Below are 16,846 nucleotides of genomic sequence, written 5' to 3' on the forward strand. Positions count from 1 at the left end.
CAGTCTATCTCTCCCCCGAATCCACGGTTGGCACGATGCAACGGAATCCTGACGACCCTGTATGTGCTAGGGCCCCGGCACCGGACGGGCAACAAAAAGAGCGCGAGATATTTAACCATGAAACCGTTACTCAATAGCATGGAAACAGCGGTGCGGGAACCCCCATCGATAGTACCGTTCAGGCCGGCCGTTCTCGCCGTGTTATCGGTCCTCGTGGTCCTCACCACGATCTACTGCCTGACTACCGGCATCCAGATAGTGTTCCCGCACCTGTATTATGTCCCCATCATCCTTGCAGCGTACTGGTACCAGAGGAACGGGGTGCTGTATGCCGCAGTCATGGGTCTCATCTATCTCTCGCTTGTTACCCTCTTTATCGGGTACAATCCCAACAATGTTGTTGCAGCGTTCACCCGCTGCGTTGCTTTCGTGGTAATCGCAGGAGTCGTTGCGGTCCTCTCCCACAAGATCGCTGAAAAACACGCCTCGCTGGAACGTTCAGAAGAGAAATTCCGCACGATCTGGGAGAATATCCCGGCCGGAGTCATGCTTGTTGATGCTGACACCCACGAGATCGCAGCTGTCAACCCGGAATTCGAACAGATGACCGGGTATATGGAGAAGGAGATGATCGGCCGCTCCTGCCACCAGTTTGTCTGCCCTGCGGAGAAAGGGTCGTGCCCGATCAGCGACAAAGGCATGACCATCGACCATTCGGAGCGGCTTGTGCTCACCCGAAACGGGAAGTCTTTTCCGGTGATCAAGACCGTGAGACCGGTCACGATTGGCGGCCGGGCACTCCTTATTGAGATTATGTGCTCGCACGAGGCGAAAGAGAACACGTGATCAGCCGGGACAGGCGGGTTTCTGTTCTGGGATACCTCAGGTTCCGCTGAAGCGCGAGCTCCCGTCAGGAAAAAAGAAAAAAAGTTCAGTAGTTCTCCGCCAGCAGCTCGAAGTGCGCCTGCGGGTGGTCGCAGACTGGGCACTTGGCGGGGGCGTTCTTCCCGCTCATCACGTGGCCGCAGTTCCGGCAGTGCCACTGGACAGATGATCCCGCCTTGAAGACTTTGCCCTTCATAACGTTCTCGTACAGTTTCCGGTACCGCGCCTCGTGATGGGCCTCGACCTTTGCGACATTCGAAAAGAGCCGGGAGATCTCCGGGAAGCCCTCTTTCTTTGCGGTTGCTGCAAAGTCCGGGTAGAGCATGCCCCATTCCATCTTCTCGCCATCGGCCGCAGCTTTCAGGTTCTCCTTTGTTGTCCCGATCACACCGGCGGGATAGCCGGCAGTGATGGTGACCTCGCCGCCCTTGAGCTCCTTGAAGAAGAGTTTTGCGTGCTCGCGTTCGTTGGCCGCCGTGTCCTCGAAGATCGCGGCGATCTGCTCATAGCCCTCTTTCCGTGCAACGCTTGCAAAGAAACTGTACCTGTTCCGTGCCTGCGACTCGCCGGCAAATGCCGCGAGCAGGTTCTTCTCGGTCTTGCTACCCTTGAACTTCATGATACGATCATCTCAATGTATTCAACCATGACGGAAATATCCTCCGGTGTTGGCAGGGACCGGCAGGAACACCGCTGTTTTTTAGGGTCCTTGGGAAACGCGATCTTGATAACAGCGAACGATAAACAGACTGGTGAGGATCCCAAATGATGCGACCCGGCCCAATCCTGTTCATCGGAATGTTTTTTGTTGCCGGTATCATCCTGCTTGCCGCGACTCTGTCGGCAACCGGTATGTATGCCCGTGATAATGGCCGGATAACCTACGGGCTCGACAGCCAGCTTCCCGCTCCGCGGTACTATACCGGCATCGACTTTGATTCCCTCTCGTCCAACAGTCACCTCACCGTCATTCCCCTGAAGAGCTACCGGCAGCAGGTGACGAACTACAGCTGCGGAGCGGCTGCAGCCATGACCGTGATGTCCTATTACGGCAGACCGGTCAACAACACGGATGACGAAGAGATCCTGCTTGCCCATGAGATGAATCCCGACGTCTCGGAAAAGACCGGCATCAATCCCGAACAGATGACCTCGTGGTTCAACCGGCACGGCTGGAACGCCACGTGGCATACTGGGGGAAGCCGGGAGATGCTCCTTTCCAACCTGAAGGCCGGGGTACCTACGATTGTCGAGTGGATTGACTGGGGCGGCCACTGGGTAGTCGTGGTCGGGTATGACACGCGGGGAACGGAAACCGTCTGGGATGATGTCATCATCTTTGCCGATTCCGTTGACTGTCACGATGACCGGGTGGACGGGATCACGTACGCCAACTACGGACAGTTCGATGCCATGTGGTTCGATGCCCATTACTTCCCAGCGGAGATGCGGAACCGTGTGTATATTATCGCCCGCCCGGCCTGAATCCCAGACACTCCGTATCCCTTATTTCTGCGCAGACCGGAACGCACCTTTCGGGACCGTGATCTCAAAGCACGCACCTTTCCCGTGCGTCCCGGTCTCGTGGATCTCAATCCCGGTGATTGCCAGGATCTCCCGCGCTAAAAAGAGCCCGAAGCCGGTATGCTTCCCGTACCCTTTCTCGAAGATCTTCTGTTTCTCGTCCAGCGGGATGCCGATCCCGTTGTCTGCGAAGGTAATGAGGAGTTCTCCGTCTTCACTGATCCCGCACCGGACCGTGACAACCGTGAAGGTTTTTCCGTACCGTGCCGCATTGTCGAAGAGATTCAAAAAGACTTTTACTATCATCGGATCGGAGAAGATCTCGAAGGAGTCGCAGCGCATGTCAAGGTCAAGGAGCGGGGGCCTCACACTCTCAATAACATCCCTCACAGCGACCCACACGGGAGCGTGCGCACCCATGTCCTGGTAGGTTTTGGCAAATTCGAACTGGTGCTGGATGGTCTCGATTGACGAGGAGATCTTCGCGAGAAAGTCCATAACCACCGGGTCTGGCTTCCTGAGCGCGGCAAGCTGTGCATAGCCCTGCATAACCGTGAGCTGGTTGGCCACGTCGTGCCGGGTGATGCTGGAGAGGAGGTTGAGCTTCCGGTTGCTCTCCTTTATCGCGTTCTGGACCTGTTTCATCTCCGTGATGTCCCGGGCATTCCCCATATAGGTCATCACCTTCCCGGTTTTGTCGAGGATAGGCGAGACGCTCGAAGTATGGACCCGGACCGATCCATTGGCATGAATCACCCGGTACTCGACACCCGTCATCCGCTGGCCGGTCGAGATGACGTTTTGCAGGGCCTCTTCACACAACGCGATATCGTCTGGATGGATGAATTGTTTGAATGACTGTCCTGTCACGTCCTCCGGCATGTACCCGAGAATATCCGTGAAGCTGGGCGAGACAAACGTGAATACGCCTTCGTGATTGATCAGGTAGATGATATCGTGCGTGTTCTCGACAAGGAGGCGGTACTTCTCCTCCGATTCCCTGAGGGCGTTTTCTGCCTCTTTCCGGTGCGAGATGTCATGGATGAGACCCAGGATTCCAAAGACGGAACCGGAGGGATCGAGCAGGGGGATGAGGCGGATATCAAGCCAGAAGGTACCGGAGGGCAGGTGTTCGAAAACCTCGTTTCTTAAGGGGATCCGGCTTGCGGCAATCCCACGGATCGCCACCATGTACTTCTCGGCAATCTCCGGCCGGAAGAGGGAGAAGAGGTTCTTGCCGATAAGATTCTCCGGGGTGGTGAGCATTGCCCGTGCTCCCAGCGGATTGATGTACCGGACCGTCCCACAGGTATCTAAAAAGAAGATCATGTCGGGGGAATTCTCAGCAATGAGCCGGTATTTTTCCTCGCTCTCCTTTAACGCGATCTCGGCGAGTTTGCGCCTGCTGATGTCCCGCCCTTCGGCAAGGAGGAACGGGATTTTGTCATCCGCACCCTTCACGGGCTTGATCGAGAAGTCAATAAAGGCAGTGTGGCCGTCACTTGCCCTGTGGGTGGTCTCGAACCGCACGGTCTCACCCGATGCAGCTTTTTGTATCGCGTCCTTCAGCTGCTCCTGTATTTCGGCCGAGTGGGACCACCAAGCGGTCTCCCAGAAGGGACAGCCTGCTACTGCGGATTCCTCTACGCCGGCAAAATCGAGGGCGGTACGGTTGGCCATGAGTACCGTTCCGTCCGGGTTGATCAGCCCGATGAACTGGGACGTCTGGTTGGTAATTGCCCTGAACTTCGCCTCGCTTTCCTGGAGGGCCTGGCTGATCCCGATTCGGTCCGTGACATCTTGGAGGACGCCGGAAAAGACCAGTTCATCGCCATGCCGGACCGGGCTTGCCATCCCCCGGAACCAGATCACATCTCCCGAAGGTTTGACAAATTTTCCGGTAAAATCCCAGAGGGCTTCGGAATCTGTCGCGGTATGGACCGAATCCATGAACCTGGCCCTGTCTGAAGGGTGTACCGCGCTCGTGAACGCCAGGAAGAACTTCGAAGGATTGTTGTCGATGCCAAGGATCTCACGCGATCTCTCGTTTATGTAGTAGAATCCCATGCTGCCGTCGAATCGGGCATAGAACTGGAAGACGACTCCCGGCACTGTTGTGGCGATCTCTTCCATCTGCTGCGTACGGGTGCGGATCTGCTCCTCAGCATCGGCAAGCTCGTCATACTGTTTTCTGAGTTTCTCCTCGGCATTGGCAAGCTGCTCGTACGCGGCCTGCCGTTCAGCCTCCATCCGCTGTTTCTCCGTTACATCGTGGATGATCCCGAGCAGCGCCGGCTGGTCCTGGTACGTGATGAGGGTTACGGTAAACTCGCAGATCCTGACCTCCCCGTTCCGGGTAACGACACGGGCGGAGAACGAATGCGGGATATCTTCCCCCGCCGTCCTCCGGTCCCGTGCTTCCTGCAATCGTGCGCGGTCATCGGGATAAACGAGATCCCAGATGTTTTTCTTTTGGAGTTCTTCTTCGCTGAACCCGGTGAGTTCCGACACTCTCCTGTTGGCAAAGAGGAGCCGGTCGCCACGGTAGATGTAGATAGCATCGCTGCTGTTCTCAACAACTGTGCGGTACTTCCGTTCGTCTGCCCGGCGTTCGGCTTCCATCCGCTTTGCCTTTAAAAGGCTCCAGAGCCCCTGCATCAGGAGGAGCAGCTCGTTTGCATCGTTCCCGGAGTAATCGGTTGCCTTGTTGGCCACACCAGCCACGAGAACAACCCGGCCCTCCTCAATCACCGGCACGTTCATGTGCCGGATGATGTGGGGATGGCCGTCCGGGTATCTTTTCTTTGCGGGATTCGGGACGAGATAATCGTTCGTGATGACCGGCCGGCGCTGCCTTACTGCCTCTCCCCATAGCCCGGTTTTCTCAGTCTTATAGATGATTGGCTTCTCCACCATCGTGCATTCGGCCATCACGGATCTCGACCAGGCGTACATGGTGAGCTCGCTCTCGTCCTCGTTCATGAAGGCGAGGTACGCAAGCGGGCTTGCGGTGATGATGCAGGCGCCTTCAACTGCATAAGAACGGAGGTCTTCATCGCCCTTTTCGGCATGCTCGTAGAAGCCGAGCATATACTTGAGGCGCTGTTCGCTCTCGCGGATCCTCCGCCCGCTTGCGGCAAGTTCCTCGTACTGCTCCCTGAGCTCGTCACCAGATGCAGCGAGTTCCTCGTTGACCGCCCGAAGGTTCTCCTCCTCCTTTTTCCGGCCGGTGATATCGACAATGATACCCCGTGTCCCGGTAACCCTGCCGTTCCTGAGAACGGTAGAAGAAAAGATCAGGATGGGAAAACTCGTGCCGTCTTTTCGTAAAGCGGAATATTCCCGTCCGGCATTCTCGCTGATCCCGGTTTCCAGGATCGTCTGAAAAAACGCGGAGGCACGGTCCCGGTCTGCAGGTGCAATCGCAGTGCGAAAATCCACTCCCCGGGCGAAGGTGTCCGCTGTATACCCGAACATATCCAGTGCACGGCGGTTGACATAGGTCAGTCTTCCGGTTGCATCGGATTCATAAATCCCCAGGGGCAGCAGTTCGGCAAGTTCGCGGAACCTCTTCTCGCTCTCTCGTTGGGCTTCCTCAGCTTTTTTCCGGTCGGTGATGTCCCGGATCGATTCGATCGCACCGGTAACATTCCCCCCCTTGTCATACAGGGGGCTTGCTTTCGCAATGACATAGATCTGTTTTCCTTTCGGCGTTGGCAGGTCGGTCTCTGCGGAAAGGATATTCCCCTCCCTCCGGATATTGGAATAGCGCCTTGAAACCTCGTCATCTGGCTCGAAGATCAAGTCGATCAGGATCGGGCGGCGTTCACCATAGAACGGTAGTGCATACTCGTACTCCCCTTTCCCGAGCATAGCAGAAGCAGCAATACCTGTCATTTCCTCGATGGCCCGGTTCCACGCGATCACCCTCCTGGCCGTGTCGATGGCAAAGGTGGCATCCGGGAGGAAGTTGATGAGGTCAGAAAGGCGCCTCTCGGAGTCCATGAGGGCGTACTCGGCCTGCCGTTTGCTGACGGCCTGCCGGATCTTGTGGGCAAGTTCGGCGAACTGTGCTTTGGGATCGCCCCCTTTCTGGAGGTAGAAGTCCGCCCCGTTGTTGATCGCCTCGATGACGACCTCCTCGCGCCCCCTGCCGGTGAAGAGGATGAAGGGGATGGAGCCATGGGACTTCCGCACGGCCTTTAACAATTCGATACCGTTCATCTCCGGCATCTGGTAGTCCGAGACGATAGCATCGAAAGAGTGGGCTGCCAGCGCCGCAAGACCTTCACTGCCGGATAATGCTGTCGTTACGGCAAAGTCCCCGCTGGTCTCGAGGAAGAGTTTTCCGATATCGAGCAGCCCCGGCTCATCGTCGACATAGAGAAGTGAAAGCATGCAGGTCGTTCCGTGCAGGCAGGTGATAGTAAAGATTACTTAAATAAAATGAGTTGTCCGCAGGAAAGATGAATGTTACGTGGTTTCCGGAGTGCACTCCTGTACCCCATCAGGAGATGAACCGGTACCCGTCTTTTGGCACCACCATCTCAAACCGTGCGCCCTCTCCCGGCACCCCGTTCTCGATGATGCCGATCCCGGTGATCGCAAGGATCTCGCGGGAGAGATAGAGACCCAGGCCGGTGTTCTTGCCAACCCCCTTGTCGAAGATCACCTTCTTGTCCCATTCGGGAATCCCCCCGCCGTCATCCTCATAGACCAGAACCAGTAATGGACCCTCGACACGGCTGGTGACGCGGATCGTGGTCATCTTCTCACCCCCGTACCGCAGGGAGTTGTCGATGAGGTTATAGAACACTTTCTCCGCCAGAGGGTCAGCGAACACTTCAAGGCCGGTAACTTCCTTGTCAACCCGGATATTGCGCATCGGGAGTAACGCAACCGCAGCATCAATGCTGGCATTCACATCCTGCCACAACGGGGCGTTCAGGCCAAGGTCTTCGTAGTCCTTGGTGAAGGTGATCTGGCGGGTGATGGTCTCGGCAATCTTCTGGTTCTTTTTCAAAAATCCGATAAGTTCTTCCGGTTTGTCGATGGAATCCTTGCTCAGTTCGATGAACGCCATCAGTGCCATCAGCTGGTTGCGGATATCGTGCCGGGTAATGCTGGACATGAGGTGGAGTTTCTTGTTCGCAATGCGGAGGGCTTCCTCCGCCCGCCGCTGCTCCGTGATGTCATGGATAACTCCTTCCACGCCCAGGACATTCCCGTCAGCATCGCGATAGAAATGACTACTCGTGGTCACATGTCGGATCGATCCGTCACGTACCTTCAAATCCAGCGCAAAAGAATCGACGGATCCTTTTTCCTTGAGGATTGTCAGGAGTTTCTCGCGGTCATGAGGATCGGCATAGACCCGTGCGACATCCTGCCCGATCAGCTCGTCTCTTGTGTACCCGGAGATGGTAAAGGCAGACGGGCTGAGCATCGTGATCTTCCCGCTGATGTCCGTCCGGTAGAAGAGGTCCTGCATCTCTTCGATGATTGTCCGGTACTTCTCCTCGCTCTCGCGCAGGGCGCTCTCCATCCGTTTCCTCTCGGTAATATCGAGGAATGCACCGATGATCCCTCCTGTGGCCCCGCGATGGTCCAGATAACAGGCCTTGTAGTAGATCACGTCATGCAGGGAACCATCTGCATATCGGACCTGCGCTTCATAGGTCTGGAAACCGTTATTTTTTAGCAGCTCCAGGTCAGCCGCGAAATACACATCTGCAAGTTCTTTTGGGGCAATGTCGTACACGGTCTTCCCGATCAACGCAGATCTCCCGATACCGAGATACTCCTCGAACGGCCGGTTGCACCCGAGGTATTTTCCTCCCGCATCCTTGTAGAAAAGGGGGAGGGGGAGCGTGTCGATCAGGGTTGAGAGGAAGCGGGTATGGTCTGCAAGCTGCTGCTCGGCCAGCCGGCGTTTGGTGATATCCCGGGCTGCGGCAAAGATACGGTCACCCTTCGGGAACGACCGCCATTCGATCCACCGGTAACTGCCGTCCCGGTGCCGGTATCGGTTCGTGAAGTTGAGGACTTCTTTCTGGGCGCTGAGGGTGCTGATGGCATCGAGGGTTGCCGGGACGTCATCCGGGTGAACAAAGTCCAGGAAACGACGGCCTTCGAGGTCGCCAAGCGAATATCCAAGCGTCTTTTCCCACTCCGGGTTCAGCCGGCGGAAATACCCTTGGGAATCCGCGATACAGAACAGGTCGAGGCTTGTTGAGAAGTACTGATCCAGTTCTTCGGTTTTCTCCCGCAGGGCCTCCTGGGCCCGCTTCAGGTCCGTAATATCCTGCAGGAAGACAAGGTGGCCTTCGGGAACGCCATTGATACCGAGAAGCGGTTCAACAGAACCGATATAATGGAAAACCTCCTTGTTGCGAGTCCTGACAAGATCCTTCTTCATCGTGGTTTTTTCCCTGCACAGGGAAAGGAAGTCCGGCCAGTCCGGCACAATCTCTTCAATGGTTTTCCCGAGTGCGGCAGCCGGAGTGAGGGAGAAGAGCGAGCATGCAGCCGGGTTGATATCAATCACCCGGTCCGCTGTGTCCAGTACCAGTACCGGCTTGCTCAGGGCCTCGATGAGCCGCCCCCGTGCAATGGGAATTATATCGAGGAAATGATACCGGAAGAGGGCAATGGCATAGAGAATGGCTGCAATCCAGAGAAGCGCAGGGGTCGGGTTGACACCGGGGAACGGAAACCTGGTGGTCTCGGCGAAATAATCGAGTACCGTCGGGAATGTAAGGGCGATAAGCAGGAGGATCGTGGAAGTTTCCCAGAGCGTGCCCCGCTTCCGTGTCTCATGGATGAGCAGGATGATGGCGATTGCGAGGAGGACAAATGAATACAGGAAATAGATCTGGTAAAAGAAACTCTCGGAATACACAAGGACCGGGACCGGGCCGGCAGTATTGATGGAGAAATTATAGCGGAAGAACGTGTGGAACGGGCTTGTTACCGCAAGGAGTGCTGACAGGACGGGGATGATCAATACGATTGCCGCCAAGTCCCTGCGGATCCATTCGGTCCTGTTGACGTAGGCAAGTACGAGCCAGAGTTCGAGAACGGAAATGAACGGGAGGTACAGGAAGCGGAGGTTGTGGTAAAAGATCCTCAGCGGGAGGGACATGGTGAGCAGATCGAGAATATAGAGAAACGCCCAGGCCGCTGCACAGAGCATCAGGAGAACAAAGGGTGCTGCCGCGGGAACTCTCCCGACAAACCTCCGCGTATACCAGCCCACGGCGGCCATACTGACACCGGAGATAAAGAGCATCACGATGAGCAGGTCGAAAATAAGGTCGCTGGTCATGAATAGCCCCGATTCTCCGTGTTTACCTTGATTATCAATGACAGTCTCCCTGTTCTTTGGTAATAAAGTTACAGGGTACCCCACAGGAATGATAGGTCCGTGATGCAGTCCCATCATCATGGAATCAGGAGATACAAACCAGACAGAGAGAAGAGCCGGATCGCAGCGTACTGCACAGAACCTGTCTGAAAAGGGAACGGGCCTGAAGGGATTTGAACCCTTGACCTGCGGATTAAGAGTCCGCCGCTATGCCGAACTAAGCTACAGACCCGCTTACTTAGGCCTAATAATGTGGTTTATGATTGCGAATAAAGGTTTGGGTTAGCGAGGGGTCGCAAGACCCCGGGATCGAGAAGAATTGCGCAGCAATTCTTCGAGTTGCTGAGGGTCCGAAGGACCCGAAGTAGGAGAAGACCCCGAGAGGGTTCTTCGCGTTGCTGAGGGATCCTATGGCCTATCGTGAGTCGAAGATTTTCCTGATGGAAAATCGTCTCCTGCTCCTGGCCTGACGGCCTATCGTGAGTCGAAGAAGGCTTCGCCTTCTTCTCCCACTTACGCCCTGAAGGGCGCTCGTGTTTGCAATTGCTTATTATCCAAAACGGATACATCTTCTGTAACATGCCACTGGATTCGCCGGTTGAACAACAGGGGCCGGTCAAATACGGGATCTTCGGATGCGGGACCAATGGGTTCAATATCATCCTTGAACTGGCAAAGGACCATGAGCGGGTGATGGTTGTTGACCGGGACGAGTCCCGGGTCAGGAGCCTCAAAGACCAGAAGTTCGAGGCGTACCAGCGCGACATCACCTCGTCCGAGATGCTTGCAGGGCTTCCCCCGTTCGAGATCGCGTTCGTCATGACCGGAGACGGCGATACGAACCTTGCTGCCGTACTCGCGATTAAAAAGCGGCTCACGTCCGTTCAGGTGGTTGCCCGGGCAACCGACCCGGTGATCGGACAGAAGCTGACGGCGGCCGGCGCTGAGGTCGTCCTCTACCCGCAGGAGGTCGTGGCCCGGTCCGCGGTTCTCCAGATCAAAAAGCAGCACTCGAGCCGGATCGCGCAGCGGCTTTTCACGATGATTGCCGGTTGGGAGGGGACGCTTGGGATCATCACCCACAAGAACCCTGATCCGGACGCCATCTCTTCTGCTATGGCCCTTGCCGAGATTGCAAAAAAGGCGAACAGCAAGTCCCTTACCGTCCGCATTTATTACGAGGGCAATATCGGGCACCAGGAGAACCGGACCTTCGTGAACCTGCTGGACATCAAGATGGAGCGCCTGACACCCGACGCGCTCGCGAAGTGCACCTACCTCGCCCTCGTGGACTGCTCGGGTCCCGGTGCCAACAACGACATCCCGCACGAGACAAAGATCAACATCATCATTGACCACCACAAGGAGGGCAGGCACACTACAGGCCAAGGCAGTTTCATCGATATCCGGCCCGGGGTCGGCGCGACCGCAAGTATCATGACCCAGTACCTGCAGGAGCTGGATATCCCCGTGGACAAGCGAGTCGCGACCGCCCTGCTCTACGGTATCCGGACCGACACCAAGGAGTTCAAGCGCAACGTCACCCCACAGGACCTGAGCTACGCGGGCTTCCTGTTGCCCCTGACGGACGCTGAACTGCTCGACAAGATCATGTCGCCCTCCATGTCGCAGGAGACCCTCGACGTCATGGGAAAGGCAATCCACGAACGGAAGATCCAGAGCGGGTACCTCTTCGCGAACGTCGGGTACGTAATGAACCGCGACTCCCTCCCGCAGGCAGCCGATCTCCTGATCACGCTCGAGGGTGTGAACACGGCGCTCGTGTACGGGATCACCGACACCGCGATTGTCATCTCGGCACGCAACCGGGACATACGGCTCCACATCGGCAATGCCCTTGCGGAGGCGTTCGGGGACATGGGCGATGCCGGCGGCCACCCGAATATGGGGGCTGCAAGCCTGCCGCTGAGCTACTTCGGGAAGGTGGAGGACAAGGAGAAGCTCCTCGGGATCGTGATCGAGCCGGTGCTCCAGAAGTTCAGGACTCTTGTGGGCCTTGAGAACGAGGGGAAGAAGAACGGCGCCCCGTAGGGCGCGGGCACTCGCTTTTAAAAAGCCGGCAGGACCAAGCGAATCTGATGCAGTACGCTGAATGGGAACCCCACTACCGCGAGATCCTTGAGTACTTCGGGTTCGACCGGGCAGGAGACGAAGAGGCAGCCCGCATCCTCGCGTCGCTCCTCGACTGCGACAACCTCATCTCGCTTGTCACGATAGCGGACGGCAACGAGGTGACGGTCTGCGGAAACGCCCCGTGCCTCAAAAAGGATCTTGACGCAATCCATGGCGTGGTCTTTGCAGCCGATGCCGCGGCGGAAGTGCTGGACGATGCCGGTATCCTGCCGGATGCGGTATTCACGGATCTTGACGGGGCGACAGACCGGCTCATCGAGATGAACCGGCAGGGAACGATCGTGGTGGTCCACGCCCACGGCGACAACATCCCGCTCCTGAAACACTGGGTCCCGCGTTTCCCGGGCAGGATCGTGGGGACAACGCAGGCTGCTCCCCTGCCGCACGTGCACAACTTCGGCGGGTTCACGGACGGCGACCGGGCGGCGTTTGCAGCACACGAACTCGGGGCAGCGCGGATCACGCTTGCCGGGTTCGACCTGGATGACAAGGATGTCGACCCCCTGAAACGCGGAAAGCTCTTCTGGGCACGGAAGCTCCTTGCCCTGATTGGGATCACGGCATGACCCTCACCGCGTTCATCCTTGACGGGTACGTGGACGAGCCCGCGTGCCTCGGCGTCCCCCCCTACATCTCCCCGTATGTCCGCACCGTGGCTGGAGCGCTGCTTGCCCACGGCTATTCCATCCGGTATCTCACCATCGACCAGCTGCGTAAAGAGCCGCTGCGTGCTGGTGATCTGAACAAGGCGGAGCTGCTGGTCATGATCGCGGGGGTGACGGTACCGGGGAAATACCTCGGGGGCACCCCGGCAACGCTCACTGAGATCCAGCAGGTCGGCCACATGGTGAAGGGGCCAAAGAAACTGATCGGGGGCCCCATCGGCTTTGGGTATGCCGGGAAGGGTGGGCAGAAAGCGGTCCGGCAGGTGATCAGCGGATTTGATGCCCTCCTTTCCGGCGAACCGGCGGTTGCGCTGGACAACTACCTGGACGGGAACGAGCCTGAGGGAGTACTGGATTATTCCCGCACCGATCCCTGGAGCATCACAGGGAGCAGTATTGTCGCACAGCATCCCGACTTCCCATACGTGATGTGCGAGCTGGAGACTGCCCGGGGCTGTCCCCACGGGGCAACGGGCGGCTGTTCGTTCTGCACAGAGCCGTTCTACGGGATGCCGCGATACCGGACCATTGCCGCAGTTGCCGGGGAGGTTGCCGCACTCCATGCCCACGGTGCCCGGCACTTCCGGGTAGGCCGGCAGCCGGATGTCCTCGCGTATGGAGCCGGGCCGGGGGAGTATCCCGCACCGGAACCGGAGAAGATCGAGGCCCTCTTCTCCGCGATCTGTGCTGCCGCCCCGGAACTCCGGACGCTGCATATCGACAACACCAACCCGCAGACCATTGCCCGGCATGAGGATGCGGCCCGGGAAGCGCTCCGGGCAATCATCCGTCACCACACCCCGGGCGATGTTGCCGCGTTCGGGATGGAGACAGCCGATCCTGTGGTTGTCCGGGCAAACAACCTGAAAGCGCTGCCGGATGAAGTCTTCCGGGCCATCGAGATCGTGAACGAAGAGGGGGGGAAGCGCCGGGACAATGTGCCCGAGCTGCTCCCGGGCCTCAACTTCGTCTGCGGGCTTGCCGGGGAGACGGAAGAGACCTATGATCTCAATGAGCAGTTCCTCGCCCGTGTCCTGGATGCCGGCCTCTCGGTGCGGCGGGTGAATATCCGGCAGGTGATGCCCTTCGAGGGCACTCGGGCTTATACGGAGAACACGCTTGGGAAGCACGAACGGAGGTTCCGGCAGTTCAAGGAATATGTCCGGAACCGGATCGACCTGCCGATGCTCCAGCGTGTATTCCCGATTGGCACGGTTCTCCGGGATGTGCGGGTCGAAGTATCGGGGGACCTCTCGTTCGGGAGGCAGCCGGGCTCTTACCCGATCCTTGTTGGCATCCCGCTCCACCTCCCTGAAAGGACGGTTACCGACGCCGTTGTCGTTGACTGGGGGATGCGATCGGTCACTGCTTTCCCTGTCCCGATCGTGATCAATACCCTGCCGGCATCTGCGATCAAGTGGCTGCCGGGCGTGGGGAAGAAGAAGGTGGCAGCTGTTATCGCGAAACGGCCGTTTAAAGACCTTGCAGCATTCCAAAAGGTGGCGGGAAACTCTCCGGTGGATGGCCAGCTGAAATTCTGATCCCGACCTCTTTTACTCTGGCAGTACCGTGCAGGCGTCTCCCGAAGCGATAATGGTGGGGGTCAAATGATGTACTTCAGACCTGCCGGAGCTCGGTGACCTTCAGGATATCCGTCCGGGTCACGATGCCGACGACCTTCCCGTCCGCGACAACCGGGATCCGGCCGATGTCCTTTGTCGACATAATTCGGAGGGCGTCGAGGACCGGTGCTTCCGGGGGGAGCGTGATGATCTCCCGTGTCATGATGTCCCGGACCTGCATGGCCTCGCGGTCGATGGGGGAGGTCCTGTTGATGTCCGCGAGCGTGATCATGCCGACCAGTGTATCGCGTTCGATGACCGGGAAACCGAGGTGTTTGCTCGTGTACATCATCGTGATGACCTGGCTCACCGGCACTGTAGGCCCTACGGTTGCAACCGGGCTTGACATCATGGATCCGACCGTGACGTCCTGCAGGAGGTGGCTGTATTTCACGGCGCTCGACTCCATGTTCGCCCCGATATAGATGAAGAGGGCTATCAGGATCAAAAACGGTGAGAACGCAAAGAGGCCGATGATGCCAAAGAGGATGGCAAAACCCTTGCCCACATCCGCTGCAATCTGGGTTGCCCGGTGGAGGGGCATCCGCCCTGCCAGCCATGCCCGGAGAACCCTGCCCCCGTCCATGGGAAATGCCGGGATGAGGTTGAAGAGACAGAGGATGATGTTGAGTACCCCGAGGTAGCCGAGCGTGAAGACAAGGACACCGGCCATGCCCGGGTCCGTGGTGACGGACGGGACGGCATAGATCAACAGCGAGCAGATGATGCCGAAGATGAGGCTTGCAATCGGCCCCACAAGAGCCATCGGGAGCTCCGCCTTCGGGTCGGGTACTCCCTCTTCCATGGTCGCGATGCCCCCAAAGATCATCAGCGTGATGCTGTTGATCCCGATCCCCTTGGCCCGGGCGACAAGGGAGTGGGCGAGTTCGTGCACGAGCACCCCGAAGAAGAGGCCCAGGGCCACGATCGCGCCGAGCACGTAGGGCATATATCCCGCAGTTGCAAGCGTAGTGTCAATGGGGACCCGGTAGATCTCCTTCAGCATGTCGATGGTCAGGGGGATCTGGCTCCCGATGATCCAGGCAAAGAGGGGGATAACAAGCAGGAACGTGTAGTGGATCAGGATCGGAATCCCGAAAATTCGCCCGATCCGGAAAGATCCGTCCATAATAAAGGGTTATCTTTTTAACTCTTAAGTATATACTTTCATCTGATAACGATGGAAACCCAGATTACCGAGTTGTTCGGGCTTCAGATTTACACGGACAAGGGCATGTTCATTGGCGAAGTCGAGGATGTTGTCCTCGACGTGGACTCCAAGAAGATGGAGGCGCTCGTCGTCGGCAAGGTCAACGACCAGCTCTTCGAGCTCAAGAATTACAAAGGCCTCAAGATCCCGTACCGGATCATCAGCGCCATTGACGACATCGTCCTGATCCGCCACCTGCCGGGAGCCTTTGCCGGGGGAAGCGGCAGCGGCGACATGGAATAATCTTATCCTAACCTTGAGGACAGCGGGAGATCCCCTATATTTTCTGCTCCCGCATGGTACTCCTATGGAAAACCGGGAAATCTTCTCCACGATCACCGCCCTTCCTCCGGTTTTTGTGCGGCTTGACGGGCGGGCATTCCACCGTCTTTCTGATGTGCTGGGTCTCGAGCGGCCGTTCGACGAGTTCTTCCACAAGGCGATGGTGACGGCCTGCACTTCGCTGGTTGCCGGCAGCGGCCTCAATCCCGATCTCGCGTACACCTTCTCGGACGAGATCAGCCTGTATTTCACAAAACTCCCGTTCTCCGGCCGGGTGGAGAAGCTTGACTCGGTTTCAGCATCCTATGCCGCCAGTTCGTTCACGCTTGCGCTGGGAGGCACCACGCTTGTCGCATTCGATGCCCGGGTGATCCCGGCAACCCCGGGGTACGCGAAGGAGTACCTGGCAAACCGGCAAGCCGAGGCCTGGAGAAACCACATCAATGCCTACTGCCAGCAGGCCCTCATCGAGGAAGGGATGGACCCGAAAAAGGCGCAGGAGCGGCTTACGGGCCTCCCGGCAAAAGCCCTTCACGAGATGATGCACGAGCGGGGCTTCAATCTCGCCACCACCCCGGCATGGCAGCGCAGGGGGACGCTCGTGTACAAGAAACTCACGGAGAAGGAAGGATTCAACCCGATAACAAAAGAGACGGTAATAACAGAGCGCAGCGCCGTGGTTGCGGAATCCGATCTCCCCCTTTTCACGAGTCCCGACGGACTGGCGTTCCTCGCTGCGATCGTGAAATAACCTGCATCCCGATCCCCAATCTGTTTTCCCGGAACACGCCCGGTATCCGCCCACAGGGTTTTGTGGATTTCAGGATATCGTTTTTTCTGTGGTTTTCTCATATCTTTGCACGGCATTAGATTCATATAAGTTGTTGCGGCAATCCCTCAAATTGTGCCACAAAACTAAACTCCGACCTCAATATGTTCGTATTTTTAATTAAAAAACTATAAGTATGACTACGGTACACTATCACCTATCCACAACGTGAGGAGGTGAAAATCTGTTCGACTGGGCCTTGTTCCTTAAGATTGTGATTGCAGTCCTCCAGGCAATCGTACAGAATCTGCCCGCGTAACCCGGCAATCGCCGGACACGGGGGATGACCTTACTCCTTTTATACATGGA

11 protein-coding genes and 1 tRNA gene are annotated in these 16,846 nt (G+C 57.4%); 7 read left to right on the forward strand and 5 right to left on the reverse strand.

Features of this window, described 5'->3' with window-relative positions:
* Positions 1 to 138 precede the first annotated feature (138 nt).
* Positions 139 to 846, forward strand: a complete 708-nt coding sequence (locus METFOR_RS01910) for a PAS domain S-box protein (protein WP_048110750.1) — start codon at positions 139 to 141, stop codon at positions 844 to 846.
* 85 nt (positions 847 to 931) lie between these two features.
* Here METFOR_RS01910 and rbr read toward each other — a convergent pair whose 3' ends face one another.
* Positions 932 to 1,504 (reverse strand): rubrerythrin, encoded by a 573-nt coding sequence (gene rbr, locus METFOR_RS01915; protein ID WP_015284420.1) that lies wholly within the window; start codon positions 1,502 to 1,504, stop codon positions 932 to 934.
* Positions 1,505 to 1,650: 146 nt separating this feature from the next.
* Here rbr and METFOR_RS01920 point away from each other — a divergent pair, with 146 nt between their 5' ends.
* The gene (locus tag METFOR_RS01920; protein WP_015284421.1) at positions 1,651 to 2,370 is read left to right on the forward strand and encodes a C39 family peptidase; all 720 of its coding nucleotides are present in this window, start codon (positions 1,651 to 1,653) and stop codon (positions 2,368 to 2,370) included.
* A 21-nt stretch (positions 2,371 to 2,391) separates the two neighbouring features.
* Here METFOR_RS01920 and METFOR_RS14355 read toward each other — a convergent pair whose 3' ends face one another.
* The 3 genes from METFOR_RS14355 to METFOR_RS01935 all read right to left on the reverse strand — a co-directional run bounded on the left by METFOR_RS14355 (position 2,392) and on the right by METFOR_RS01935 (position 10,007).
* Complete coding sequence (locus METFOR_RS14355; RefSeq protein ID WP_015284422.1) at positions 2,392 to 6,807, reverse strand: PAS domain S-box protein; 4,416 nt, start codon at positions 6,805 to 6,807, stop codon at positions 2,392 to 2,394.
* 109 nt (positions 6,808 to 6,916) lie between these two features.
* Complete coding sequence (locus tag METFOR_RS14360) at positions 6,917 to 9,736, reverse strand: PAS domain S-box protein (protein WP_015284423.1); 2,820 nt, start codon at positions 9,734 to 9,736, stop codon at positions 6,917 to 6,919.
* Between the two features lie 197 nt (positions 9,737 to 9,933).
* Positions 9,934 to 10,007: transfer RNA gene (locus METFOR_RS01935), tRNA-Lys, on the reverse strand.
* A gap of 347 nt (positions 10,008 to 10,354) precedes the next feature.
* Here METFOR_RS01935 and METFOR_RS01945 point away from each other — a divergent pair.
* The 3 genes from METFOR_RS01945 to METFOR_RS01955 are packed head-to-tail and all read left to right on the forward strand — an operon-like array spanning position 10,355 to position 14,135.
* Complete coding sequence (locus tag METFOR_RS01945; protein ID WP_015284424.1) at positions 10,355 to 11,827, forward strand: DHH family phosphoesterase; 1,473 nt, start codon at positions 10,355 to 10,357, stop codon at positions 11,825 to 11,827.
* A 47-nt stretch (positions 11,828 to 11,874) separates the two neighbouring features.
* Positions 11,875 to 12,495: a 6-hydroxymethylpterin diphosphokinase MptE-like protein gene (locus METFOR_RS01950; protein WP_015284425.1), complete on the forward strand. Its 621-nt coding sequence runs from the start codon at positions 11,875 to 11,877 to the stop codon at positions 12,493 to 12,495.
* Positions 12,492 to 14,135, forward strand: coding sequence for a radical SAM protein (locus METFOR_RS01955; protein WP_015284426.1), 1,644 nt, complete (start codon positions 12,492 to 12,494; stop codon positions 14,133 to 14,135). Before METFOR_RS01950 ends, METFOR_RS01955 begins: the two co-directional genes overlap by 4 nt.
* 76 nt (positions 14,136 to 14,211) lie before the next feature.
* Here the strand turns inward: METFOR_RS01955 and METFOR_RS01960 are convergent, their stop codons facing one another.
* A complete protein-coding gene (locus tag METFOR_RS01960; RefSeq protein WP_015284427.1) occupies positions 14,212 to 15,345 on the reverse strand; it encodes a CBS domain-containing protein in 1,134 nt (377 codons plus the stop codon).
* 51 nt (positions 15,346 to 15,396) lie between these two features.
* Between METFOR_RS01960 and METFOR_RS01965 the strand changes: the two genes are divergently transcribed.
* Positions 15,397 to 15,669: a PRC-barrel domain-containing protein gene (locus METFOR_RS01965; RefSeq protein WP_015284428.1), complete on the forward strand. Its 273-nt coding sequence runs from the start codon at positions 15,397 to 15,399 to the stop codon at positions 15,667 to 15,669.
* A 64-nt stretch (positions 15,670 to 15,733) separates the two neighbouring features.
* Positions 15,734 to 16,459: a tRNA(His) guanylyltransferase Thg1 family protein gene (locus tag METFOR_RS01970; RefSeq protein ID WP_015284429.1), complete on the forward strand. Its 726-nt coding sequence runs from the start codon at positions 15,734 to 15,736 to the stop codon at positions 16,457 to 16,459.
* Positions 16,460 to 16,846: the final 387 nt, after the last annotated feature.

Source organism: Methanoregula formicica SMSP, from assembly GCF_000327485.1.
Classification (GTDB): domain Archaea; phylum Halobacteriota; class Methanomicrobia; order Methanomicrobiales; family Methanospirillaceae; genus Methanoregula; species Methanoregula formicica.